20 protein-coding genes and 5 pseudogenes are annotated in these 22,149 nt (G+C 69.1%); 15 read left to right on the forward strand and 10 right to left on the reverse strand.

Going from position 1 to position 22,149, the window contains the following annotated elements; genetic code table 11:
- Positions 1-4: 4 nt before the first annotated feature.
- Entirely contained in the window at positions 5-475 is a 471-nt protein-coding gene (locus K6K41_RS21985) for a hypothetical protein (RefSeq protein ID WP_261402276.1), read from the reverse strand.
- 267 nt (positions 476-742) lie between these two features.
- On the opposite strand from K6K41_RS21985, the gene K6K41_RS21990 reads away from it, so the two are divergent.
- Both K6K41_RS21990 and K6K41_RS21995 read left to right on the forward strand, forming a co-directional pair.
- Positions 743-1,975: a type III PLP-dependent enzyme domain-containing protein gene (locus K6K41_RS21990; RefSeq protein ID WP_261402277.1), complete on the forward strand. Its 1,233-nt coding sequence runs from the start codon at positions 743-745 to the stop codon at positions 1,973-1,975.
- Positions 1,976-2,086: 111 nt separating this feature from the next.
- Positions 2,087-2,467: a DUF7674 family protein gene (locus K6K41_RS21995; protein ID WP_261402278.1), complete on the forward strand. Its 381-nt coding sequence runs from the start codon at positions 2,087-2,089 to the stop codon at positions 2,465-2,467.
- Between the two features lie 21 nt (positions 2,468-2,488).
- Here the strand turns inward: K6K41_RS21995 and K6K41_RS22000 are convergent, their stop codons facing one another.
- A complete protein-coding gene (locus K6K41_RS22000) occupies positions 2,489-3,562 on the reverse strand; it encodes a DUF1176 domain-containing protein (protein ID WP_261402279.1) in 1,074 nt (357 codons plus the stop codon).
- Between the two features lie 216 nt (positions 3,563-3,778).
- Between K6K41_RS22000 and K6K41_RS22005 the strand changes: the two genes are divergently transcribed.
- The 5 genes and pseudogenes from K6K41_RS22005 (at position 3,779) to K6K41_RS22025 (ending at position 6,241) form a co-directional block, all read left to right on the forward strand.
- On the forward strand, positions 3,779-4,135 hold the full coding sequence (locus K6K41_RS22005) for a hypothetical protein (protein ID WP_261402280.1): 357 nt from the start codon (positions 3,779-3,781) through the stop codon (positions 4,133-4,135).
- A gap of 145 nt (positions 4,136-4,280) precedes the next feature.
- Positions 4,281-4,610: a hypothetical protein gene (locus K6K41_RS22010; RefSeq protein ID WP_261402281.1), complete on the forward strand. Its 330-nt coding sequence runs from the start codon at positions 4,281-4,283 to the stop codon at positions 4,608-4,610.
- A 202-nt stretch (positions 4,611-4,812) separates the two neighbouring features.
- Positions 4,813-5,325, forward strand: coding sequence for a BA14K family protein (locus tag K6K41_RS22015; RefSeq protein WP_261402282.1), 513 nt, complete (start codon positions 4,813-4,815; stop codon positions 5,323-5,325).
- A gap of 292 nt (positions 5,326-5,617) precedes the next feature.
- A pseudogene (locus tag K6K41_RS22020) lies at positions 5,618-5,772 on the forward strand (DUF3072 domain-containing protein).
- 130 nt (positions 5,773-5,902) lie between these two features.
- Positions 5,903-6,241 carry a hypothetical protein gene (locus tag K6K41_RS22025; protein WP_261402283.1) on the forward strand — a complete coding sequence of 113 codons (339 nt, stop codon included), beginning with the start codon at positions 5,903-5,905 and terminating at the stop codon, positions 6,239-6,241.
- Positions 6,242-6,280: 39 nt separating this feature from the next.
- Here K6K41_RS22025 and K6K41_RS22030 read toward each other — a convergent pair.
- The 3 genes and pseudogenes from K6K41_RS22030 to K6K41_RS22040 all read right to left on the reverse strand — a co-directional run bounded on the left by K6K41_RS22030 (position 6,281) and on the right by K6K41_RS22040 (position 8,571).
- A pseudogene (locus tag K6K41_RS22030) lies at positions 6,281-7,544 on the reverse strand (RNA polymerase sigma factor).
- Positions 7,541-7,930, reverse strand: a complete 390-nt coding sequence (locus tag K6K41_RS22035; RefSeq protein WP_261402284.1) for a YciI family protein — start codon at positions 7,928-7,930, stop codon at positions 7,541-7,543. The pseudogene K6K41_RS22030 and the gene K6K41_RS22035 overlap by 4 nt, the downstream one beginning before the upstream one ends.
- Positions 7,931-8,016: 86 nt before the next feature.
- Complete coding sequence (locus K6K41_RS22040) at positions 8,017-8,571, reverse strand: hypothetical protein (protein WP_261402285.1); 555 nt, start codon at positions 8,569-8,571, stop codon at positions 8,017-8,019.
- A gap of 328 nt (positions 8,572-8,899) precedes the next feature.
- Between K6K41_RS22040 and K6K41_RS22045 the strand changes: the two are divergent.
- The 5 genes and pseudogenes from K6K41_RS22045 to K6K41_RS22065 form a co-directional block, all read left to right on the forward strand.
- A pseudogene (locus tag K6K41_RS22045) lies at positions 8,900-9,367 on the forward strand (MarR family winged helix-turn-helix transcriptional regulator); the annotation flags it as partial.
- The gene (locus K6K41_RS22050) at positions 9,347-10,318 is read left to right on the forward strand and encodes an aldose 1-epimerase family protein (RefSeq protein ID WP_487308379.1); all 972 of its coding nucleotides are present in this window, start codon (positions 9,347-9,349) and stop codon (positions 10,316-10,318) included. The pseudogene K6K41_RS22045 and the gene K6K41_RS22050, both read left to right, overlap by 21 nt.
- A 27-nt stretch (positions 10,319-10,345) precedes the next feature.
- A complete protein-coding gene (locus tag K6K41_RS22055) occupies positions 10,346-10,729 on the forward strand; it encodes a nuclear transport factor 2 family protein (RefSeq protein ID WP_261402286.1) in 384 nt (127 codons plus the stop codon).
- 73 nt (positions 10,730-10,802) lie between these two features.
- On the forward strand, positions 10,803-12,110 hold the full coding sequence (gene purB / locus K6K41_RS22060) for an adenylosuccinate lyase (protein WP_261402287.1): 1,308 nt from the start codon (positions 10,803-10,805) through the stop codon (positions 12,108-12,110).
- A 73-nt stretch (positions 12,111-12,183) separates the two neighbouring features.
- Positions 12,184-13,191, forward strand: coding sequence for an FkbM family methyltransferase (locus tag K6K41_RS22065; RefSeq protein WP_261402288.1), 1,008 nt, complete (start codon positions 12,184-12,186; stop codon positions 13,189-13,191).
- A 5-nt stretch (positions 13,192-13,196) separates the two neighbouring features.
- Here K6K41_RS22065 and K6K41_RS22070 read toward each other — a convergent pair whose 3' ends face one another.
- The 5 genes from K6K41_RS22070 to K6K41_RS22090 form a co-directional block, all read right to left on the reverse strand.
- Positions 13,197-13,808 carry an SCO family protein gene (locus tag K6K41_RS22070; RefSeq protein WP_378149174.1) on the reverse strand — a complete coding sequence of 204 codons (612 nt, stop codon included), beginning with the start codon at positions 13,806-13,808 and terminating at the stop codon, positions 13,197-13,199.
- Entirely contained in the window at positions 13,801-14,928 is a 1,128-nt protein-coding gene (locus K6K41_RS22075) for an MBL fold metallo-hydrolase (RefSeq protein ID WP_261402289.1), read from the reverse strand. The genes K6K41_RS22070 and K6K41_RS22075 overlap by 8 nt, the downstream gene beginning before the upstream one ends.
- A gap of 161 nt (positions 14,929-15,089) precedes the next feature.
- A complete protein-coding gene (locus tag K6K41_RS22080; protein WP_261402290.1) occupies positions 15,090-15,965 on the reverse strand; it encodes an SH3 domain-containing protein in 876 nt (291 codons plus the stop codon).
- A gap of 180 nt (positions 15,966-16,145) precedes the next feature.
- The gene (locus K6K41_RS22085) at positions 16,146-16,967 is read right to left on the reverse strand and encodes an HpcH/HpaI aldolase family protein (protein ID WP_261402291.1); all 822 of its coding nucleotides are present in this window, start codon (positions 16,965-16,967) and stop codon (positions 16,146-16,148) included.
- A complete protein-coding gene (locus K6K41_RS22090) occupies positions 16,964-17,287 on the reverse strand; it encodes a DUF1476 domain-containing protein (protein ID WP_261402292.1) in 324 nt (107 codons plus the stop codon). The genes K6K41_RS22085 and K6K41_RS22090 overlap by 4 nt, the downstream gene beginning before the upstream one ends.
- Positions 17,288-17,521: 234 nt before the next feature.
- Between K6K41_RS22090 and ftsH the strand changes: the two are divergent.
- The 3 genes and pseudogenes from ftsH to K6K41_RS22105 all read left to right on the forward strand — a co-directional run bounded on the left by ftsH (position 17,522) and on the right by K6K41_RS22105 (position 22,107).
- Positions 17,522-19,431, forward strand: a pseudogene (gene ftsH, locus K6K41_RS22095) (ATP-dependent zinc metalloprotease FtsH).
- Between the two features lie 239 nt (positions 19,432-19,670).
- A pseudogene (gene glmM / locus K6K41_RS22100) lies at positions 19,671-21,014 on the forward strand (phosphoglucosamine mutase).
- 223 nt (positions 21,015-21,237) lie between these two features.
- A complete protein-coding gene (locus K6K41_RS22105) occupies positions 21,238-22,107 on the forward strand; it encodes an outer membrane protein (protein WP_261402293.1) in 870 nt (289 codons plus the stop codon).
- Positions 22,108-22,149 lie beyond the last annotated feature (42 nt).

Here is a 22,149-nt window from a genome sequence, read left to right on the forward strand (position 1 = left end):
GACCTCACGGGCGGGCCATCTTGCAGCCCGGCGCATAGGCGAGCGACCGGTCGAGCCCGCTCACGCACCATTCGACGCCCCAGGACAGGCTCGCGAAGCCCTGCTGCTCGGCGATGTTGTAGGAGACGAGGCGCTTGCGGCCGTCATTGGTGAAGCTGTGCGCGACGCAGAAACGGCGCGGAACGAAGGACAGGCCCCAGCTGCGATAGCCGACCTCGCGCGGGCGGCGGAACTCGACGAGCTCGAGGCCGGAATTCCAGTAGGCCTTCTCGCGATGCGCGAAGGCGCTCGTCACCGACTTCAGCACCGCCGGGTCGTCGCAGCCCGGCAGCAGGCCCGAATAGCCGCGCTCGAACGCCGGGTCATGGCGATAGGTCACGACCGAGCCGCGGGGCGAATAGTCGGCGGCCGAGGCCGCGCCGACGCCGAGAACGGCCGCGGCGAGCGCCGCCGCAAGGATCACGATCCGTTTCATCTCATCCGTCCTCGGACTGCCCGTCGCGAGTCGGCCGCCGACCCCCGCGCGTCGACGGACAATCTGTCGCCGTCCGGGCCAAATCAAGCAGCGCAGGGCGCGGTGGTTAAGCGGAGTCGCTTTTTCGTCAGGTGTGTCGGCGCGCCACGCCCGTGCGACCGGCGGCGCGCCGATCTCCGACGCTGTCCTCGACCCTGTCTTGGGATCGCCGCACGCAGGATGCTAGCGTCCGCGCCCCGACGCGAAGCAGGGAGGCCGGCCATCGGCATGCGACGTTTCGAGACCGCCCGCGAGGCGGCTTTGGCGCTCCGGCCGGACCGGCCGGTCTACGGGTTCCGCCCTCTCGTGCTGGAGGAGGACGCCAGGGCGTTCCTGTCGGCGTTCCGTGGAACCACCGCCTATGCGGTCAAGACCAACGGCGAGCCCTTCGTGCTGGAGCGGCTGGCGGCCGCGGGCGTCACCGCCTTCGACGTGGCAAGCCCCGCGGAGTTCGAGGCCGCGCGCGGCGCCTCGCCTGACGCGCTCCAGCTCTACATGCATCCGGTGAAGGCGCAGTCCGACATCCGCCTCGCGCTCGAGACCTACGGCATCCGCACGCTTGCGCTCGATCACGAGGACGAGGTCGCGAAGATCCTTCGGATCGTGCGCGCGCAGGATCTCGATCCGGAGGACGTCACCCTCTTTGTCCGCCTCGCCACCAAGGGGCATGCGGCCTACGAGCTGTCGAAGAAGTTCGGAGCCGCGCCGTCTCACGCCGTCGAGTTGCTGGAGCGGATCGACCGGGTGGGGTTCCGCGCCGGGCTCACCTTCCATGTCGGCAGCCAGGTCGAGGATCTCGGAACCTATGAGCGCGCGCTCGGCACCGCCGCCTGGGTGCGGGGCCGCGCCGGCGTGGAGCTCGCCGGGCTCGACATCGGCGGCGGCTTTCCGGCGCGCTACGGCGAGGATCCGAAGCGACCGGCGCCGCCGGCCCCGGAAGTCGGCAAGCTCGTGAAGGACATCGAAGGCGAAATCGACGCCTGGGGCCTCGGCGACCTGCCGCTCGTCGCCGAGCCCGGCCGGGTGATCGTGGCGCGCTGCCTGTCGGTCATCGTCCGGGTGCTGCTGAAGAAGGGCCAGCGGCTCTACATCAATGACGGCGTCTGGAGCTCGCTATCGGACAGCTGGACCGGCCGCATCACCCTGCCGGCCCGTCTCATCCCGGACCCCGCGCGCCGCCGCGCGCAGAAAACCTCGGGCGAGAAGCTTGCGCCGTTCCGCGTCATGGGCGCGACCTGCGATTCCGTGGACATTCTCAGCCGGCCGTTCTGGCTGCCCGACAGCGTCGACACCGGCGACTGGATCGAGATCGGCCATATCGGCGCCTACAGTCTCGCGCTTCGCACGCGCTTCAACGGCTTCTACCCGGACGACTTCGTCGAAATCGCGACCCCGTTCGAGGCCGGGGAGGGCCCGGAAGGCTTCGCGAGCCTCGAGACGCGCGGGGGCGCGGCAGGCTGATGGCGAGGCTCGCGCTCATTCCCGTAGACCTTGATGACGGGCCGAAAGATGATTGCGAAAGCAGCGGACCAAGGGTAGGACGTGGCGGCTTCTCGGATCACTCGCGACGAGATGTTCGATCCGATCTTCTCGGCGGACCCGTCTTTCCGTCCTCGATGGGTAGCGTTCACGGCGGAATGGTCCGATGAAGCGGAGCCGCCGCTCTATCTCGCCCTGGCCGAATTGGCCCGGCATGTCGTGGAATGTTTGAACGCGCAGCGGACTGAGAACCTCGACGCGATCTTCGCTGTCGTCGAGCCCTGGCATGCCGATGGAGACGCCTACGTTCGTGAAGCCGCGACGATCGGCATGCTCGAGTCCCTGCAGAACCTGCTGGGAGGCGACGACCGCGGAGGTTCGGCCGTGGAGGCTTGGCTCGGCCCGGAGAGCAAACGCTGGTGGGACAAGCTCGACCGTTTTTGGGCCGGGAACTCTGACGCCCTTTCCTGCTAACGCTGAAGGCTGCGTTCCGCCCTACCTCTCGCCCCTGAAGACGATCGGGAAGCTCTCGGGCTTTCCGGCGCCGTCGCATTCTTCCTTGGCGCGGTACTCGATCATGCGGAAGGCCGCTCCGACCCATTCCCAGAGCCCGACCTGCCCGCAATCGGCCGCGCTGCGGCCCTTGTCGAAGGCCTTCAGCTCGCGCCGTTCGGGGTCGTAGGCGACGTTGGCGAGGGTGTCGGTGCCGGTCCAGCCGATCGACTCCACGAAGGCGGCGAACAGCAGCGGGTCGAACCGGTCGGCGGCCTTCGATGGATCCTCGACGAACAGCACGTAGTCGACATTGTAGGAGCCCGAGGCGCAGACGATCGCCCACAGGGTGCGCCCGGTCCCGAGATCGGCCGCAAACGACTGTTCGGCGAGGAACGAGGGCGTCGTCTCGGTCTGGTCCCAGACCGGGCAGTCGCGCCCCACCATGATCTTGCGCAGCGTCTCGGGGATCTCGTCGCGCCCGACGTCGCGCCGCCGGCCTGACAGCGCGCCCGGCGCCGCGGCGCCGATCAGACCGGCGAGCGCGTCCTGCCGGGCGACGCGGCCCTGGCGGGCGTCGAGCTCGGCGGCCGCGGCCGCAAAGCCCGGCAGGGGGAGCGCCGCGGAAACCTGCTCGCCGCCTTCGCCCGACACCGTGACATGAAGCACCTTGCCACGCCGCAGGAACGGTAGCAGCCGCCGGGTCGCGGCGTCGGAGAGGCGAAGCTCGGTCGTGTCCGCCGCAGGGCCGGGGCCGCTCGACAGGTCCGAGCCCGAGGCGAAGCGCAGCGGCGGGCCCCCGTCGATAATGACGGCGATGCGCGGCCGCGGCGCCGGCCGCTCGGCTCCGACCAGCACGACGACGAGCCGCGCGGGCGCGTCCTTGGCGGGCTCGCGCACCACGGAGAGGCGCACGGACGTCGCGCCGGAGGCCGCCGCTTCAGTCGAGGCGCGGCAATCGCCGGGGGCGGCCTGCGCGGCGCAGGCCGTCTTCCAGGATTCGAACACGCCTTCGGCCGCGGCGGCGGTCGAAGCGGCCGACAGGCAGAGAGCGAACGCTGCGAGGCAGGTCTTCATCGAACGTCTCGCCTTTCTCCCGCGGGGCGGTCTTGTCGATCACGAACTCGTTACCAGATGGCTTGGGGCCGGAACGAAGGGTGGGGCCGAGGCCGCCGTTAAAGCGGTCTATAGCGAGGTGGGGCGGCGCCTTGAACGCGTCTTTCGGCCCGCTCGGCGGAAACTCCGCCGGAAGCCGAGGACGCAAGAGAGAAACCGGAGAAACCTATGAAGAGAATGTTCGTCTACGCAATCGCCGGCGCCATCGGCGTGACGGGAGTGGCCGAGACCATTCCGCAGGCTTTCGCATCCGAGAGCAAGGCTCCGCGTTCGCTGGAGCAGATCCGCGAGCAGGTTCGGTCCGAGGCGATGACGAGCCTCGCCAAGGCGACGTCCAGACGGTCGGCCGGCGCTGGCGCGGCGGCGGACGCCACTGGGGCGGTCGCCGCTATTACGGCGGACGCCGGTTCTACGGCGGTCGGCGCTATTACGGCGGTCGGCGCTACTACGGCCGGCGCTACTATTACGGCCCGCGCCGCTATTACGGCCGGCGTTATCGTCCCGGCATCTATTTCGGCATCTACTGATCGGTAGACCGATCTGGTTCGAAGAGCCCCGGCGCCCCCGCGCCGGGGCTCTTTCCGTTTCGGCCGCCCTATTTGCCCGCCGGCGCAACCAAACCGGCGTCCCGCGGGTTTGCGAAGCGAACGGCGAAACCGAGAAAAGAAAGGATCGCCCCATGAGGAAGTTCACGATCGTCGCAGTCGCGGCCGCATTCGGCGTCGCGGGAGCGGCCGAGACCGTGCAGCCTGCGGCGGCCGCAGAAACCAATGCGGCGCCGCGCTCGCTTGAGCAGGTGCGCGAGAACGCGATGACGGCGATGTACGCCGGCGACCTCCAGCAGGTGCGAGACCGCAGGGCGGGTCGCGCCTGGCGCGGCGGCGGCAAGTGGCGCGGCGGCCGCAGCTGGCGCGGCGCCGCTATTACGGCGGACGCCGATATGCCGGCCGGCGCTATTACGGCCCGCGCCGTTACTATGGCGGCCGGCGCTACCGTCCGGGCCTCGTGATCGGCATCCGCCCGTAAATCACCACGCCGCAACCAGAGGCCGGACCGGCTCGCCAGCCGGCCCGGCCGTTTTGCGTCCGGCCTCGATCACGCCGTGGTCACGCCGCTTTGACGCAACGCAAAAGCCCCTCCGGCTGTTGGCCTTGTGAGGACGATAAAGTCAGCCGCCGACCGGCGGCCGGCATGCAGGAGCAGCGCATTTCATGAGAAAGTTCTTCGCCATCGCGATCGCCGGCGTCATCGGCGTCGCGGGATACGCCGAGACGACGCCGCGCGCCCACGCCGCGGACGGTCGCGCCGCGCCTCGCTCGATCGACGAGATCCGCGCCAACGCGCTCGCCGAAATGCAGGCCGGCAACCTGATGGAGGTCCGCAAGGGCCGGAGAGCGGGCCGCAGCTGGCGGGGCGGGCGCAGCTTCCGCGGCGGCAGAAGCTATCGCGGGCGCAGCTTCCGAGGCGGCCGGAACTGGCGGGGCCGCGGCTACGGCTACCGGCGCCATTACGGCGGCCGGCGCTACTATCGCGGCCGGCGCGGCTATGGCGGCGCGGTCGCGGCCGGCGTCGCGGGCTTCGCGCTCGGGGCGATCGCGGCCGACGCGGCGCGCTCGGCTCCCCGCTCGCGGAGCAAGCAGTGGTGCGCCAACCGCTACCGGTCCTACGACTGGGCGTCGGGCACCTACGTGACCTATGACGGCGTCCGGCGCGCCTGCCCGTAAGGCGCGAGCCCGATCCGACGTCCATCCGCCCCGGCGCTGAGACAGCGCCGGGGTTTTTTGTCGGCTCGACAGCCGGAACGACGGGCCGCCGCGGACGTTCGCTTCATAGGGAACGAACATCGAACGGAGGCAGACATGCTGGACAAGAGCACCCCCTCGAGCCGCACCGACGAGCGTCGCGCGGCCGACCCGAACGCCCCGACGCCGGACACGCCCGTGCAGCGGGGTCGACCCCAATCCGAAGACCGCGCCCGATCCCGAAAGCAACGCGGAGAAGGATCCCTCCGATTGGGTGTCGGGCGATGATCCGATGACCGGCGCGCAGCGTCCTATCTCAAGACTCTCTCCGAGGAGACCGGCGCCGCCGCCTATCGCGACGACCTCACCAAGGCCGAGGCCTCGACGCTGATCGACGAATTAAAGGACGCGCGCAACGCCAAGAGGTGACGACGCGCGTCGCGGCCCTAGATCATCGTTCACCGCATGATCGTGACGGGCTGGAGCGCATGGCGCGACCCGGCTTCCGCCTCGAAGCGGGCCCCTTGGGCGCGGGGCGGGAGAAACCGGAGGACATGCCATGAAGAAGACGCTGCTCTACGCACTGGCCGGCGCGTTCGCGCTCGCGGGGATCACCGAGACGGTCCCGGCGCGCGCGGAAGGCGCCGGGCCGAGCCCGCGCTCGCTCGAGGAACTGCGCGCCGAGGTTCGCGGCGAAGCGATGACGAGCCTGAAGCTCGGCCAGCTTCAGGAGGTGCGCCATCGCCGCTGGCACAAGCGCCGCTACGTTCGCCGCCGCGGCGTCTTCCGCAGCCGGACAATGTCGCGCGTCCATCGCCGCGGCGCCTGGTGCGGCAAGTATGTCGGTCGCCGGTGCTACTACACGCCCCGGGCGCTCCGGCCCTTCCGTCAGCGTTGATCGAGACGACCTCCGGGCGCGCCTTCAGCGCGCCCGGACCTAGCCGCTGGCTGCGGCGGAGCCCTGCGGCTCCGCAAGACGGTCGAGCTGGGATCTGATGTGCGCGGCCTCGGCCGCGCTGTTGGCGAGCGCGATCGCCCTGTCGAAGGCGACCCGGGCCTCGGCCTTGCGGCCAAGCTCCAGCAGCAGCGCCCCGGTCACGCCGTGGAAGTAGAAATAGCCCGACAGCCGCTCGCCGAGCGGAGCGATGAGGTCGAGCGCGGCCTCCGGTCCCGAAACCTTCGACAGCGCGACCGCGCGGTTCAGCGTCACGACCGGCGAGGCTGCAGGCGCTCGAGCGCCGCATAGAGGGCGTCGATCTCGCGCCAGTCGGTCTGCGCGAAGGTCTTGGCGCGGGTGTGGATCGCGGCGATCGCGGCCTGGATCTGGTAGGCGCCCGGCCGGCGGTGGCGCAGAGCCTTGTCGACCAGCGCGAGGCCCTCGGCGATCATCGGCCGGTCCCACACGCCCCGGTTCTGGTCCTCGAGCAGGATAATCTCGCCCTCGGGCGAATGGCGCGCGGCGGCGCGGGCGTGCTGCAGCAACATGAGGGCCGCAAGCCCCATGATCTCAGGCTCGGCGGGAAAGAGGCGCAGCAGCAGGCGCGCCAGCCTGATCGCCTCGTCGCACAGCGCGGCGCGCGCCTCGACCTCGTCGGAGGAGGCCGAATAGCCTTCGTTGAACACGAGATAGACCATCGCGGCCACGACCCCGAGGCGCTCTGCGCGCTCGGCCGCGCCCGGCGTCTCGAACGGCACGCCGGCCGTCGCGACCTTGGCCTTGGCGCGCGTGATGCGCTGCTCCATGGCGCTCTCGCCGACAAGGAACGCGCGGGCGATCTGGCGCACGCTGAGGCCCGACACGATCCGGAGCGCGAGCGCGATCTGCTGGGTGGCGGGCAGGTCCTTGTGGCAGCACACGAACAGGAGCCGCAGGATGTCGTCGCGATAGTCGGACTGGTCGAGCCGGTCGGCCATGTCGGCTTCGGCGTCGTCGAGATCGGAGATCGCGTCCTCGTCGGGAAGCGCCGTCTGGCGGGAAAGCCGGCGCTTGCCGTCGAGCGCGACGTTGCGCCCGACGAAGATCAGCCAGGCGGCCGGATCGCGCGGCGGGCCCTTGTCGGCCAGGTCTTCAGCGCGCGCAGGCTCGCCTCCTGGAACGCCTCCTCGGCGACGTCGAGGTCGCGGAAGTAGCGAAGGAGCGCCGCGACCGCCTGCGGCCGCGCGGCGGCGAGCGCCTTGTCGATCCAGGCGATGTCGGTCATGGCACGGGATCTCGCGCGGGTTCGAGGGTCGCGGGGTCGTAGTAGCCGACTGGCCGGATCTCGTAGGAGCCGCCGGGATTGACCTTGCCGAGCGCGCGAGCGGCGTCGAGCGCCTCCTCGAGCGAGGCGACGTCGAGGATGTAGAAGCCGAGAAGCTGCTCCTTGGTCTCGGCGAACGGGCCGTCGATCACGAGCGGAGGCTCCACGGACTTGCGCAGCGTGGTGGCGGCGGTGGTGGGCAGCAGGCGGGCGTTCGGTCCGAGCTTGCCCTCGGCCGCAAGCTGGCGCTTCACGCCCTGGAGCTTCTCCATGACCGCCTCGTCCTCTTCCTTGGACCAGGAGGTGACCGTCGCTTCGGAGTGGTAGCAAAGAACAGCGTAGAGCATCGTCGCGTGACCCGGTTCGTGATCTGAGGACGAGCGAGCCTAGCGCGCGCCGACAGGCGGCCGGAAATTTTGTCGTAGGCGCGGCCTCAGGCGGCGTCCGACAGCCGCGCCGCGGCTCGCAGCGAGGCCCGGGCGGCGGCCTCGGCGGCGGATTTGGCCGCGTGCGCCGGAGCGTTGACGACCTGGAGGTTGCCGAGGCCCCAATAGGACAGGAGCTCTGCGTAAGGGCGGTCGCGCAGATCGCGCCAGACCTCGTGCAGCGGCGTGCGGTGGTCGATCTCCGCGCCCTTCAGGAGGCGCTTGTCGGTCAGCGCGCAGCGGTGGCGCTGGACCCGCGCCACGATCTTGCGGGCGCCCTGCGGGGCGAGCCAGAACCGCCACGCGGCGACGCAGGCCGAATGCCACGCGGCGCGCGCGTTCGGCGCGCCCGCGCCCCACAGATCTTCGTGCCATCCCAGGCGGAACACCGGCTGGCCACAGACGACGCAGCGCCCGGGCGCAGCGCCCTCGGCGCGAAACGGCTGCGGCGGCAGGCGAAATCCGGCCTTGATCTCGGGGCGCGCTCCAGCGCCAGCCCACGGGCGTCTCGCTCTTGGCGGCGAGCGCGCGGGCGAGCCGATCTGCACGCAATGGATGTGCACGCCAGTAGCCATCGACCGCGGCGCGTGCGGTCTTTGGAACCCAACGGCGCTCGAAAGCGTATACGGAAGTCGGGACTGGGAGCCGTGTTCGGGCCGCCTAAGTCTCTGTTCCGCCTCTGCGTTCCAGCGTAACCGGCGATCTTCGACTGACATGGTGTAATACGGTTCGACTCGTGTCATACTTGTGTGATGGGAAGGATTATCGATCGGTTATCGTTGCGGTACTTCAAAGCCGCTCTCCGATCGTACCGTTTTGAGACAAGGAGCGCGGAGTTCCTTCATGAATAACCGTGGCGGGTCCGCGCTCGGTATGTACGGATAGGCTTCCATGCCCCATGATACCCCCACTGCCCATCCATCCAGCCCTGACAAATACGATACGCTGAGGCTCGAAAACCAACTCTGCTTCGGGCTCTACGCCGCGGCGCATGCGATGAATCGCGCCTACCGGGTCGCGCTCGGGCCGTTGGGCCTCACTTATCCGCAATACCTCACCATGCTCGCGCTCTGGGAGATCGACCGTCAGAGCGTTTCGGAGCTCGGCCAGCGGCTGCGGCTCGACTCCGGCACGCTGACCCCGGTGCTCAAGCGCCTTGAGAGCGCCGGGCTTGTGCGTCGCTCGCGCAATCGCGCCGACGAACGCGAGGTCGAGATCAGCCTGACGGATCGCGGCTCGGCGATGCGCGACGAGGCGCTCGGCGTGCGGGAGACCATCGTCTGCCGGCTCGGCATGGGCGACGACGAAATCCGAAATCTGCGCAGGGACATGGGCAAGCTGCTCGAGCGGCTTGACGCGACCGAGACCGGCGATTTCGGCAGGCCGCGCCTGCAGAGCGCCGATGATCGTCGCCGCGGGGTCGTGGAGTTGAGCGAGACCTGGCGCGTCGGTTCGACCGGCGTTTCCGCGCGCGTGTCCGAGCACGGCGCGGAGCTCGTCAGCGTGACCGACAAGGCGGGCGAGGAGCTGCTGTGGCAGGCCGGGCCTGAATGGCCGCGGCATGCGCCGGCGCTGTTTCCCGTGGTCGGGCGGCTGAAGGGCGACGCGTTGAGGCACGGCGGCGAAAGCTACCGTGTCACTCAGCATGGTTTCGCGCGCGACCGCCGGTTCGAGTGGGTCGAGCGGAGCGAGGCGCGCGCCGTCCTTGCGCTGACCGACGACGCGGAGAGCCGGGCGATCTTTCCTTTCGCGTTCCGGCTCGATGCGACGATCTCCGCGGAGGGCTCGCGGCTCACCGTCGCGCACACGGTGTCCAATCCGGGCGACGTCGACCTGCCGTTCTCGATCGGCGCCCATCCCGGCTTTCGCTGGCCTCTGGTCGAAGGCGTGGAGAAGAGCGCGCACATCCTCGAATTCGAAGCGCGCGAGACCGGCGTTCGCCGCTCGGTGGTCGACGGCGGCCTACTAGGCGAGGAGAGCGACCTGCCGTTCGACGGCGTCACGCTGCCGCTCGACGAGGCGCTGTTCGCGCGCGACGCGCTGGTGATGCCGGACGTCGCGAGCCGGTCGGTGCGCTATGTCGCGCTCGGGCCCGACGGCGAGGAGCTTCGCGCGCTGACCGTCTCGTGGCGGGGCTATCGCGACCTCGGCGTCTGGTCGGCGCCGAAGGGCGCGCCGTTCCTGTGCGTCGAGCCGTGGCGCGGCATGGCGAGCCAGGCCGACTGGGACGGCGAGTTCGCCCGCAAGCGCGGCGTCGTGCTTCTGCCGCCCGGCCATTCTCAGCATTTCGAATGGAGCGTGGCCGTCTGAGGTCCGCGTCGCCGCTTGGGGGAGCGCATGGACAGGCTCGGCCGCAACAAGGCGAACGTCATCGCCTTCTATGAGCTGATGTTCAACGATTGCCGCCCCCGGGAGGCGATCGAGACCTATGCGGGCGACGACTACATCCAGCACAATCCGCATGTCGCGACCGGCAAAGCCGGCTTCATCGACTATTTCGAGCGCATGGCGCGCGAGTGGCCGGGCAAGCGCATGGAGGTGAAGCGCGCGGTCGCCGAAGGCGATCTCGTCGTGCTGCACTGCCTGCAGCGCTGGCCGGGCGACCACGACTATGCGGCGATGGACATCTTCCGGCTCGACGGGCAGGGCAAGATCGTCGAGCACTGGGACGTGCTCCAGGTCCTGCCCGAGACCTCGGCCAATTCGAACGGGATGTTCTAGGAGGGGTTCTGGCCGTCCGCCTGATCCGTGCTAGAGACCCGCCGCGAGACCAATCCCCGCGCCGGAGCCTGCAATGATCCCCCGCTATTCGCGCCCCGAGATGACCGAGATCTGGTCGCCGGAGACGCGCTTCCGCATCTGGTTCGAGATCGAGGCGTACGCCTGCGACGCGCTCGCCGAGCTCGGCGTGATCCCGAAGGACGCGGCGAAGACGATCTGGGAGAAGGGCGGGGCGGCCACGTTCGACGTCGAGCGCATCGACGAGATCGAGCGCGTGACCAAGCACGACGTCATCGCGTTCCTCACCCATCTCGCGGAATTCGTCGGGCCGGACTCGCGCTTCGTGCACCAGGGCATGACGTCGTCCGACGTGCTCGACACCTGCCTCTCGGTGCAGCTCGCCCGCGCCTCCGACATCCTGATCGCCGACGTCGACCGGATGCTGGCGGCGCTCAAAACCCGCGCGCTCGAGCACAAGTTCACGCCCACAATCGGCCGCAGCCACGGCATCCACGCCGAGCCCACCACCTTCGGGCTGAAGCTCGCCGGCTACTATGTCGAGTTCGAGCGCGCCCGCGAGCGGCTCGTGGCGGCCCGCAAGGAGATCGCCACCTGCGCGATCTCGGGCGCGGTCGGCACCTTCGCCAACATCGACATGGCGGTCGAGGCGCACGTGGCCGAGAAGCTCGGACTGACGGTCGAGCCTGTCTCCACGCAGGTCATCCCGCGCGACCGCCACGCCATGTTCTTCGCGACGCTCGGCGTCGTCGCCTCGTCCTGCGAGCGGCTCGCCATCGAGATCCGCCACCTGCAGCGCACGGAGGTGCTCGAGGCCGAAGAGTTCTTCTCGGAAGGCCAGAAGGGCTCGTCGGCGATGCCGCACAAGCGCAACCCGGTCCTGACCGAGAACGTCACCGGCCTTGCGCGCATGGTGCGATCCTACGCGCTTCCCGCGATGGAGAACGTCGCGCTCTGGCACGAGCGCGACATCTCGCACTCCTCGGTCGAGCGCATGATCGGCCCGGACGCGACCGTCACGCTCGACTTCGCGCTCAATCGCCTCGCGGGCGTGGTCGAGAAGCTCCTGATCTATCCCGAGCGCATGCAGTCCAATCTCGACCGGCTCGGCGGCCTCGTGCATTCCCAGCGCGTGCTGCTGGCGCTGACCCAGAAGGGCGCGAGCCGCGAGGACAGCTATCGGCTCGTCCAGCGCAACGCCATGCCGGTCTGGCGCGGGGAGGGCGACTTCCTGACCCTGCTCAAGGCCGACGCGGAGGTGAGCGCGCTGCTCTCGGACGCCGAGCTCGAAGAGGCGTTCGACCTCGGCTATCACTTCAAGGCGGTCGACGCGGTGTTCGCCCGGGTGTTCGGCGAGAGCTGAGAGGCCTGACGGCCTCTTTCCTGTCCGGGCAATGGCGTAAAAGTTGGGGCTCGGCGCGGGGGCGCGATCATCCATGACGTTCGAAAGCTTCGCCCAAAATGCTGAGGACGTTCTCGCCGAGCGGTGCTTCGGGTCCACGGCGGCCGGCGTCTACGTCGATGTCGGGGCTTCGGAGCCGACACGGCATTCGGTGACCTACGCTCTTTATCGCAGGGGATGGCGCGGCATCAATCTGGAGCCGATCCCGGAACGCGCTGAGGAGAACGAGGCGCTTCGGCCGCGCGACATAACCATCCGCGCCGCAGCCGGCCGCTCGGAAGGACAGGCGAGGTTCTTCCAGTCGCTCGGGCGCGGCGGCACGTCGACCATCGTCGCGGAGCTTGGCGCGGCGATGAAGGCCAGAGCGGTCGGGGTCGTCGAGTTCACGGTGCCGATGACGACGCTCGCTCGATGTCTGGAGGAACATTTCCCGGGCCGCCAAGAATACGAGCTGCTCAAGATCGACGTCGAGGGCGCTGAGGCCGACGTTCTCGCAGGGGCTGGCCTTTCATTCGTCAGGCCGATGGTGATCGTGATTGAAGCTGGCTTTGAGCCTCCCGCCTGGGAGGCGGCTCTGCTCGATCAGGACTACGCGTTCGCGACCTTCGACGGCGTGAACCGCTGGTATCATTCTCATGCGCGCAAAGATTTCGGCGAGGCGCTGCGGGCGCCAATCAGCGCCCACGACAAGTTTGTTCGAGTCAACGATTTGGGCTCGCCGTTTCTGAATGGATTGCACCCTGATCACGCTTGGGCGGCGCAAATCGGCCTGACCCTTCTCCGGTCGGTTCGGGAGATCGATGACGAGACCTTGGCGCGAAGTTTCCTGGACCGGTATCCCGAATGGGTGAGGAAGCGTGCGCCTTCCGACCGGGATGTCGTCGCCGCCTACCGGCTCGTTTTGGCCCGCAAGCCGACGGCGAGGGAGCAGAACGACGCTCTGGATAGCTTCGGGACGAAGTCTCTGCAGGAGCTGTATCTGGCGTTGGTTGGCGGCGACGAGTTCAGGGCGCGGCGCGGTCGCGCGATTGCGTCCGTATGAAGGCTTCAGCGGGCCAGATGCGGTTTCAGGATCGTCAGCATCCGTTCCGCCGTCGTGCCGGGCGGGAAGAAGCCGAGATACCGGCCTGACGGGTCCATCAGATAGATGAAGGCCGAGTGGTCGACGGTGTAGCCGCCGCCGGGCGACGCGACCTTCTCGTAGAACAACCTGTAGGCGTCCGCGGTCTTGCGGATCGCGTCGGGCTCGCCCGTGAGGCCGACGAGGCGCGGATGATAGGCCGCGACGTACTCCGCAAGGCGCGAAAGGCCGTCGCGCTCGGGATCGAGCGTGATGAAGAGCGGCTGCACCTTCTCGGCGTCGTCTCCGAGCAGCTCGAGCGCCCGGGAGATCTGGTAGAGGTCGGTCGGGCAGATGTCGGGGCAGGTGGTGAAGCCGAAATAGACCAGCAGGTGCTTGCCGCGATAGTCGGCGTCGGTCCGGGCGCGCCCGCTCTGGTCGACGAGCGCGAACGGGCCGCCGATCGGCTCGCGGCTCCACATCAGCACGTCCATCAGCTCCGCGGCGGAGCGGCGCGGCGCCCCGCCGTCCTGGGCGCGCGCGGCCTGATGGCAGACGAGCGCGGCCGCCAGAGCCGCGGCGAGGGCGGCGTTACGCACCGAACGTCAGCCTGCTGCCGGTCGTGGGAACGATGACGTTGGCGGGCATCTGCGCCTGCGCCTCGAGCGCGAAATTCAGGCCGCTGCAATGCATCGGGATGACGACGTCGGGCTCGAGCTTTTTGATCTCGGCGACGACTTGGACGAGGTAGTCCTTCGGCGCCGGGCCGAGATGGAAGCCGCCGACGATCGCGTGGACCTTCTGCACGCCGGACACCTCCTGCGCCTGCCGCACCGAATTCACGATGCCGACATGGCCGCAGGAGCTGATGACGACCAGCCCCTTGTCCTTGACGTTGAAGCAAGTGGCCTGCTCGTGGACGTGCTCGTCGGGGATGATCTTCCCCTGAAGCTCGGCCGGAGAATAGTGGCTGGGGTCGCAGCCGAGCCCGTCCTTGATCCCCCGCTCCACGAAGGTGTTCGGCAGCACGCGCTCGATCGACGAGCGCTTGATCTGGCCGGTGGTGAAGGCGTGGTCGGCGACCACCGTCGGGGTCTCGCACAGCACCGTCGTGATCTGGCGCGCCGCGAGCTCGCGGCGGTCGAGCTGGCCGAAGTCGGTGAACTGGCCCTGGACGCCGCTCGGGCTGACGCGGTGGCAGAAATTGTCCTCGCCGCCGGCGTAGAGCTTCACGTCCGGCGCGAGCTCCTTCCGGTAGCGATCGAGAAAGCCGGTGAGCCCGCCGTAGTGGTCGTGGTGGCCGTGGCTGACGATGAGCGCGTTCGCTTTTCTCGGATCGACCTTCAGGATCTCGATGTTGTTGAGAAGCGCGTCCGGGCTGTAGCCGAAGTCGAGCAGGATGGCGCGGGTCTCGTCGGCGCGCTGCGTCTCGGCGAACAGCGACAGGCCCCACTGGTTGTGCAGCACCTTGCGATAGTCCTGCCCGCGGCCGTTGCCGGGCGGCTGGTGCAGCACGCCCTGGACCGTGCTCGGCTTCAGGAACTGGTCATGGGCCGAGTCGATCAGCACCCGCAGCGTGAGCTTGTCGACGGTCGGCGCGACGATGGGAGCCGCGCTCGCGATCTCGACGCAGCTGAAGCCTGCGGCTGCGCCGGCCGCAAGCGCTGCGGACGCCTTCAGAAAGTCCGTCGTCCAATGTTCTCGGCCATGCCTGTCCACCCCAGGGCGATCCGTCGCCGGGCGGATTAAAGTCATTAAATCTATCAACTTACAAGCATGAGATTCTCCCGACATGCGCCGCAGGTCGGCGCCGGGCCGGAAGCGAAACGGGCGGCCTCTCGGCCGCCCATCCCGCAATCCAGATCTCGCGCTTTCCAGGCTCAGTCGCGCCCGCGGCCCTCGCCGCGTCCACCGCCGCCGCCGTCTCCACGACCGCCGCCATCTCCGCGACCGCCGCCGCCGCCACGGCCGGCGCCGTCGCCCCGGCCGCCGCCGCCGGCCCGGTCAAGGCCCATGCGGTCGCCGCGGTCGCGCGGCTCGGGCCGCGCCTCGACCCGTTCGGCGCGGCTCGTGCGCCCGTCGCCAGCGCGCTCTCCGCCGCCCCAGCGATCGTCGCGTCCGCCGCCGCGCCCGTCGCCGCGGTCACGGCCGCCGCCGCGACCGGCCTCGTCGTTCGGTCGGCCCGGGCGGTCGCGCCGGTCGTCGGCGCGGGGCGGACGGTTGGTGAAGCCGTTGCGGGTGTCGCCGGGGCGGCGATCGGCCCAGCGCCGGTCGCGGCCGCCCCAGGAGCGTCGCTCCTCCCAGCGCCGCCACGAACGCTCGCGCCAGCCGCGCAGGCCCGGACGCGCGCCGTACCAGCGGCCGCCCCAGTAATAGTAGCCGTCGCGGATGTAGTATGGCCGGTTGTCCCAATAGCCGCCGATGACGAGCCCGCGAACCACGACCGGGTCGTCCTGCTCGATAACGAAGGGCTCTTCGCCGTAGCTCATCGCCGGCGCGCGGCCGTTGAAGTCGAGCAGGTCGGCGAGCGCGAAGCCGGTGCCGTCGCGCCCCATGCTGATCTCGCACCAGGCGTCGTCGCAGCCGATGAGGTTGACGGTCTCGCCCTCGGGCAGGACGTCGATCACCTGATAGTTTTGGCCCGGGCCCGAGCGGACGTTGACGTTGGTGGAGGCTGTCGCGGACGCCGCGAGCGCCGCGCCCGAGGACAGGAGCAGCGCGCCGGAGGCGAGCAGCGCCTTGAGCTTGAAGGTCATGGGCGTCGTAACTCCCTGTTGGTCTCGTCGCGCCGGCTTGTCGGGCGGCTGCGACAGTCGTTCAAAGCTTCAAACGCGCGGCGTCGCCCGTCTGTTCGCTGCGTTACACGAGCGCGCCTTACGAAGCCTGCGCGGCGCGAAGATGGCGCCGATCACATCTTCGAATGTCGCGCCCGCCCGTCATCCGCCCGGGCCTTCGCCGGTCGCGGGCGCGTCGAACACGTCCGACAGCGCGCGTTCCGCGCCCGCCGACAGGAAGGCGAGGTCGGGTCCGAGCGCGATCATCGGAAAACCGCGGCGCACATAGTCCGACGCGAACGCCGAGGTGTTGGCGAAGATCGCCACGGGCTTTCCGACCCGCTTGGCCGCCGCCGAGATCTTCGCGAGCGCCGCAACCACGCCCGGATGAGCGGGATCGACGGCCGCGCCGGCCGACAGGGATACGCTGAGATCATTCGGTCCGATCAGAAGGCCGTCGAGCCCGTCGACGGCGAGGATCTCCTCGACGTTTCTAAGCGCGGTCTCGGTCTCGATCATGGCGAGGGCGAGCGTCAAGTCGTTGGCGGTCGCAAGATAAGCGTCGCGGGAGAGGCCGGTGAGCCCCATGGCGCGCACCGGGCCCCAGCTGCGCCGGCCGACCGGCGGATACTTGACCGCGTCCACGAAGGCGCGGGCGTCCGCCGCCGTGTCGATCATCGGCGCGACCAGTCCCGCGGCCCCGACGTCGAGCGCCCGGGCGCCGAGCGCGAAGCCGCCGAGCGGCAGGCGCACCATCGCGGGCTTGCCCGCAAGCGCGGCGGCCGCTACCCCCTCGGCGATGGTCTCGAAGGTCGCGAAGCCGTGCTGGGCGTCGAGAGTCACCGAATCGAAGCCGGCGCGCGCCACCGTCTCGACGATCATCGGGTAGGCGGTGAACATCCAGCCGGTGAAGTGCCGCCCGCCGGGCCCGAGGCTCGCGGCCGGCAGCGCTCCCGGGCGCGGCGTCTGGCGTTGGGCCGTCACTTCTCGCCGGCGAGCTGCTCGGCCGCGACCGCGAGGAGCTCGTCCATGCGGCGGCGGATCTGGTGGTCGGACTGGTCGACGCCTGCGACGTCGAAATCCTTGCGGATCTTGCGGAAGACGTCGTGGTCGCCTTCCTCCTCGAAGTCCGACATCACCACGGTCTTGGCGTAGGCTTCCGCGGCCTCGCCGGTCTTGCCGAGCTTTTCGGCGGCCCAGAGGCCGAGCAGTCGGTTGCGTCGAGCGAGCGCGTAGAACCGCGTCTCCTCGTCATGCACGTACATGGCCTCGAACGCCTGCTCGCGACTGTCGAACGTCGTCATGGAGATCCTCGAACCCTCGCCGTCGACGGCGTGTCCCGGCGGCCGCCGCCCTCGACGCGACTAGAGCGGGCAATTGTGGCGAAGCAAGGCTGCGCGGGCGCGAAACCATGTTGATTCTTCGCGCATTCGACAACGCGGCCTCGTCTTGGCAGCGGCCCTCCGCGCGCCTACATTCGCGAGCGACGCGCGCCGCTCCTTTCTCCCCCGGCGGCCGACGTCGCGAAAGGCGCGTGGATGAACCCGAATTTCCGGAACTTCGCCCTCTGGGTGATCATCGTTCTGTTGCTGCTTGCGCTCTTCACGCTGTTCCAGAACCCGGGACAGCGCGCGCAGACGAACGACATCTCGTTCTCCCAGCTCCTCACCGAGGTCGACAACGGCCGGGTGCGGGCGGTGACGATCGAGGGGCCGAACATCTCCGGCTCCTACACCGACGGCGCGCAGTTCCAGACCTACTCCCCGAGCGACCCTTCGCTCGTCCAGCGCCTCTACAACAAGGGCGTGGCCATCACCGCCCGCCCGCCCGGCGAGAACATGCCGTGGATCGTCGCGCTGCTGCTGCAGTGGCTGCCCTTCATCGCGCTCATCGGCGTGGATCTTCCTGTCGCGCCAGATGCAGGGCGGGGCCGGCAAGGCGATGGGCTTCGGCAAGTCGAAGGCCAAGCTCCTCACCGAGGCCCATGGCCGCGTGACCTTCGAGGACGTCGCCGGCGTCGACGAGGCCAAGGACGACCTCCAGGAGATCGTCGAGTTCCTGCGCGATCCCCAGAAGTTCCAGCGGCTCGGCGGCCGGATTCCGCGCGGCGTGCTGCTCGTCGGCCCTCCCGGAACGGGTAAGACCCTCATCGCTCGCGCGGTGGCGGGCGAAGCCAACGTGCCGTTCTTCACGATCTCGGGTTCGGACTTCGTCGAGATGTTCGTGGGCGTCGGCGCGAGCCGCGTGCGCGACATGTTCGAGCAGGCCAAGAAGAACGCGCCCTGCATCATCTTCATCGACGAGATCGACGCGGTCGGCCGCCATCGCGGCGCGGGCCTCGGCGGCGGCAACGACGAGCGCGAGCAGACGCTGAACCAGCTGCTCGTTGAGATGGACGGCTTCGAGGCGAACGAGGGCATCATCCTGATCGCCGCCACCAACCGTCCCGACGTCCTCGACCCCGCGCTGCTGCGTCCGGGCCGCTTCGACCGCCAGGTCGTGGTCGCCAACCCCGACATCGTCGGCCGCGAGAAGATCCTGAAGGTCCACGTCCGCAAGGTGCCGCTGGCGCCGGACGTCGACCTCAAGACGGTCGCGCGCGGCACGCCGGGCTTTTCGGGCGCGGATCTGATGAACCTCGTCAATGAGGCGGCGCTGCTCGCGGCGCGTCGCTCCAAGCGCATGGTGACCTCGGCCGAGTTCGACAGCGCCAAGGACAAGATCATGATGGGCGCCGAGCGCCGCATGGTGATGACCGACGAGGAGAAGAAGGTGACGGCCTATCACGAGGCCGGACACGCGGTGGTGGCGCTCTTCACGCCCGCCAACGACCCGATCCACAAGGCGACCATCATCCCGCGCGGCCGCGCGCTCGGCATGGTCCAGTACCTGCCGGAGAAGGACCAGATCTCGATCAGCTACGAGCAGCTGACCTCGCGCCTCGCAATGGCGATGGGCGGGCGCGTGGCGGAAGAGATCTTCTTCGGCGAGGACAAGGTGACGGCCGGCGCGCAGTCCGACATCCAGATGGCGACCAACATCGCCGCGGGATGGTGACGCGCTGGGGCTTCTCCAAGGAGCTCGGCACCGTGGCCTATGGCGAGAACCAGGACGAGGTGTTCCTCGGCATGTCGGTCGCGCGCCAGCAGAACGTCTCGGGCACGACGATGCTGAAGATCGACAACGAGATCAAACGCTTCGTCGACGAAGGCTACGAGACCGCGCGCCGGATCATCACCGAGAAGAAGGACGAGATGGACAAGGTCGCCAAGGCGCTTCTCGAATACGAGACGCTGACGGGCCAGGAGATCAAGGACATCCTCGCCGGCAATCCGCCGGTGCGCGACGCGACCGACGAGCCGCCGAGCCCGCGCGGCTCCGCGGTGCCGACCGCCGGCAAGCCGCGCCGCGCCCCGACGCCGGGCTGGAGCCGCAGCCGAGCGCGTAAGCGGCGAGCGCCATCTGAAGAAAAGGCCGGGCCCCAGCGCCCGGCCTTTTTTGTTTGTCTCTCCGCCGACGTCCTGTGATCGTCCCACCTCGTCGGCGCGCTCATCGGAGGCGCGAAACGCCAAAGTGATGCGCCGCGGCCACGCTCACCATTTCTGAACCTCGCCGTGCTAGCATCGACGCACTGACGCCTCCGCGGCTTCCCAGGAAGCGGCGGACGCCACGTGGAGAGCGGCCCAGATGACGCGCAAATATTTCGGCACCGACGGCATCCGCGGCCGCGCGAACCGGTTCCCGATCACCCCCGATCTCGCGATGAAGGTCGGCATGGCGGCGGGGCTGGCGTTCCGCCGCGGCGACCATCGCCACCGCGTCGTCATCGGCAAGGACACGCGGCTGTCGGGCTACATGATCGAGAGCGCGCTGCAGGCGGGCTTCACCTCGGTCGGCGTCGACGTGCTGCTGGTCGGTCCGATGCCGACGCCGGCGGTCGCCCACATCACCCGCTCCATGCGCGCCGATCTCGGCGTGATGATCTCGGCCTCTCACAACCCTTACGACGACAACGGCATCAAGCTGTTCGCGCCCGACGGCTTCAAGCTTTCCGACGAGGTCGAGCTCGAGATCGAGCGCCTGATCGACTCCGATCTCTCCCCGCGCTTCGCCCTCTCCGACGACATCGGCCGCGCCAAGCGCATCGACGACGCGCAGGCCCGCTACATCGAATTCGCCAAGCGCACGGTCGCGCGCAACCTCTCGCTCGAGGGCGTGCGGGTGGTGATCGATTGCGCCAATGGCGCTGGCTACAAGGTGGCGCCGGAAGCGCTCTGGGAGCTCGGCGCCGAGGTCGTGCGGATCGGCGTCGAGCCGAACGGCCTCAACATCAACAAGGACTGCGGCTCCCACCGCGCCGAACGCGCTGATCGCCAAGGTGCGCGAGACCCGCGCCGACATCGGCGTCGCGCTCGACGGCGACGCCGACCGCGTCATCATCGTGGACGAGAAGGGCCAGGTGGTGGACGGCGACCAGCTGATGGCCGTGGTCGCGGCCTCCTGGGCGGAGGACGGGCGGCTCTCCGCTCCCGGCCTGGTGTCGACGGTCATGGCCAATCTCGGCTTCGAGCGGTATCTCAGCTCGATCGGCCTCACCCTCGAGCGCACGCCCGTCGGCGACCGCTACGTCGTCGAGCGCATGCGCGCGCAGGGCTACAATCTCGGCGGCGAGCCCTCGGGCCACATCGTGCTGTCGGATTTCGCCACCACGGGCGACGGGCTGGTGGCGGCGCTTCAGTTGCTCGCGGTGGTCCAGAAGGCCGGGCGTCCGGTCTCGGAGGTCTGCCACCGCTTCGAGCCGCTGCCGCAGGTGCTCAAGAACGTCCGCTACAAGGCCGGCCGGCCGCTCGACGACGAAACGGTGCGGGCCGCGATCGCCAGCGCCACCGAGCGCTCGGCGCGGGGCGCCTGGTCATCCGCCCCTCGGGCACCGAGCCCGTGATCCGCGTGATGGCGGAAGGCGACGACGGCGATCTCGTGCGGCACGTCGTCGACGACGTCGTGGACGTCATCTCCAAGGTCGCGGCCTGACGGCCCGAAGCCCTTATTCTCAGCCTTATCGAGACGCGCGCCCGCTTTGCGGGAGCGCGTGTTCGCGTCTGACGAAGATCAGCCGAAAGTCGAGAGAGCACGGTTAAGAGTTAAGGTTAAACGTCCTTTAAGGATTAGCTGCCAGATTGCCAGTCGTCACATGACTGCGCGCCGCATTCGCCCTGGGGGGAGGGGCGGCGACACAAGCAAGGATCTGGCAATTATGGCCAAGCTCACGACCTACGCGCTCGCAGGCGCGCTCGCTGTCGCGCTCGCGCCGGTCGCGGGTCACGCGGCCGATCTTCCGGAGCCGCCGCTGCTCGAGCCCGCCGCTCCGGTTGAGTTCGCCTCGGCGTGGTACATCCGCGGCGACGTCGGATACAAGAACTACAACAACCCGGACGCGCGCTTCACCGGCCGCAACTATCCGGGCAACCCGAATTTCAAGGGCGAGAAGCTCGGCGACGCGGCCGTGATCGGCGGCGGCGTCGGCTACAAGTTCAACGAGCACTTCCGCTCCGACGTCACGGTCGACTACGAGACCCGGGCCAAGTTCACCGGCACGCTCTACTCCAACACCGGCGCCTGCGGCGCGGTGCAGTGCGGCAGCCGCGACGTCACCAAGATCGACGCCTGGACCCTGTTCTGGAACGGCTATGTCGACCTGATCACCATTCACGGCTTCACGCCTTACGTCGGCGGCGGCATCGGCGTCGCGCGCCTCGACGTCAAGGGCGGCTACGACACCAAGCCGATCGCCAATTGCCCGGGCTGCAAGCCCGACAGCTACGGCGGCGACGCCCAGTGGAACTTCGCCTGGAACCTCCAGGCCGGCGCCTCCTACCAGATCACCGACAACCTGCTGTTCGACGCCAACTACCGCTTCGTCGACCTCGGCGAGGCCCGGACCAAGACGGTCCCGGAAAGAACGGCGGCAAGGTGCGGATCGACGACGTGCAGGCGCACGAAGTCCGCGTCGGCTTCCGCTACATGCTCGACTGATCTTCCGCGTTACATGCGAGTTTCAAGAGAACGGCGGGCTTTCGTGGTCCGCCGTTTTGCTTTTTGGGGCCTTGCCCAAGTTCGCGCTTGACGAAGCGGGCGTCGGGGAAGTATCCGCGTCGACGGGCCACCC

The organism is Chenggangzhangella methanolivorans, from assembly GCF_019797865.1.
GTDB classification, from domain to species: Bacteria; Pseudomonadota; Alphaproteobacteria; order Rhizobiales; family Methylopilaceae; genus Methylopila; species Methylopila methanolivorans.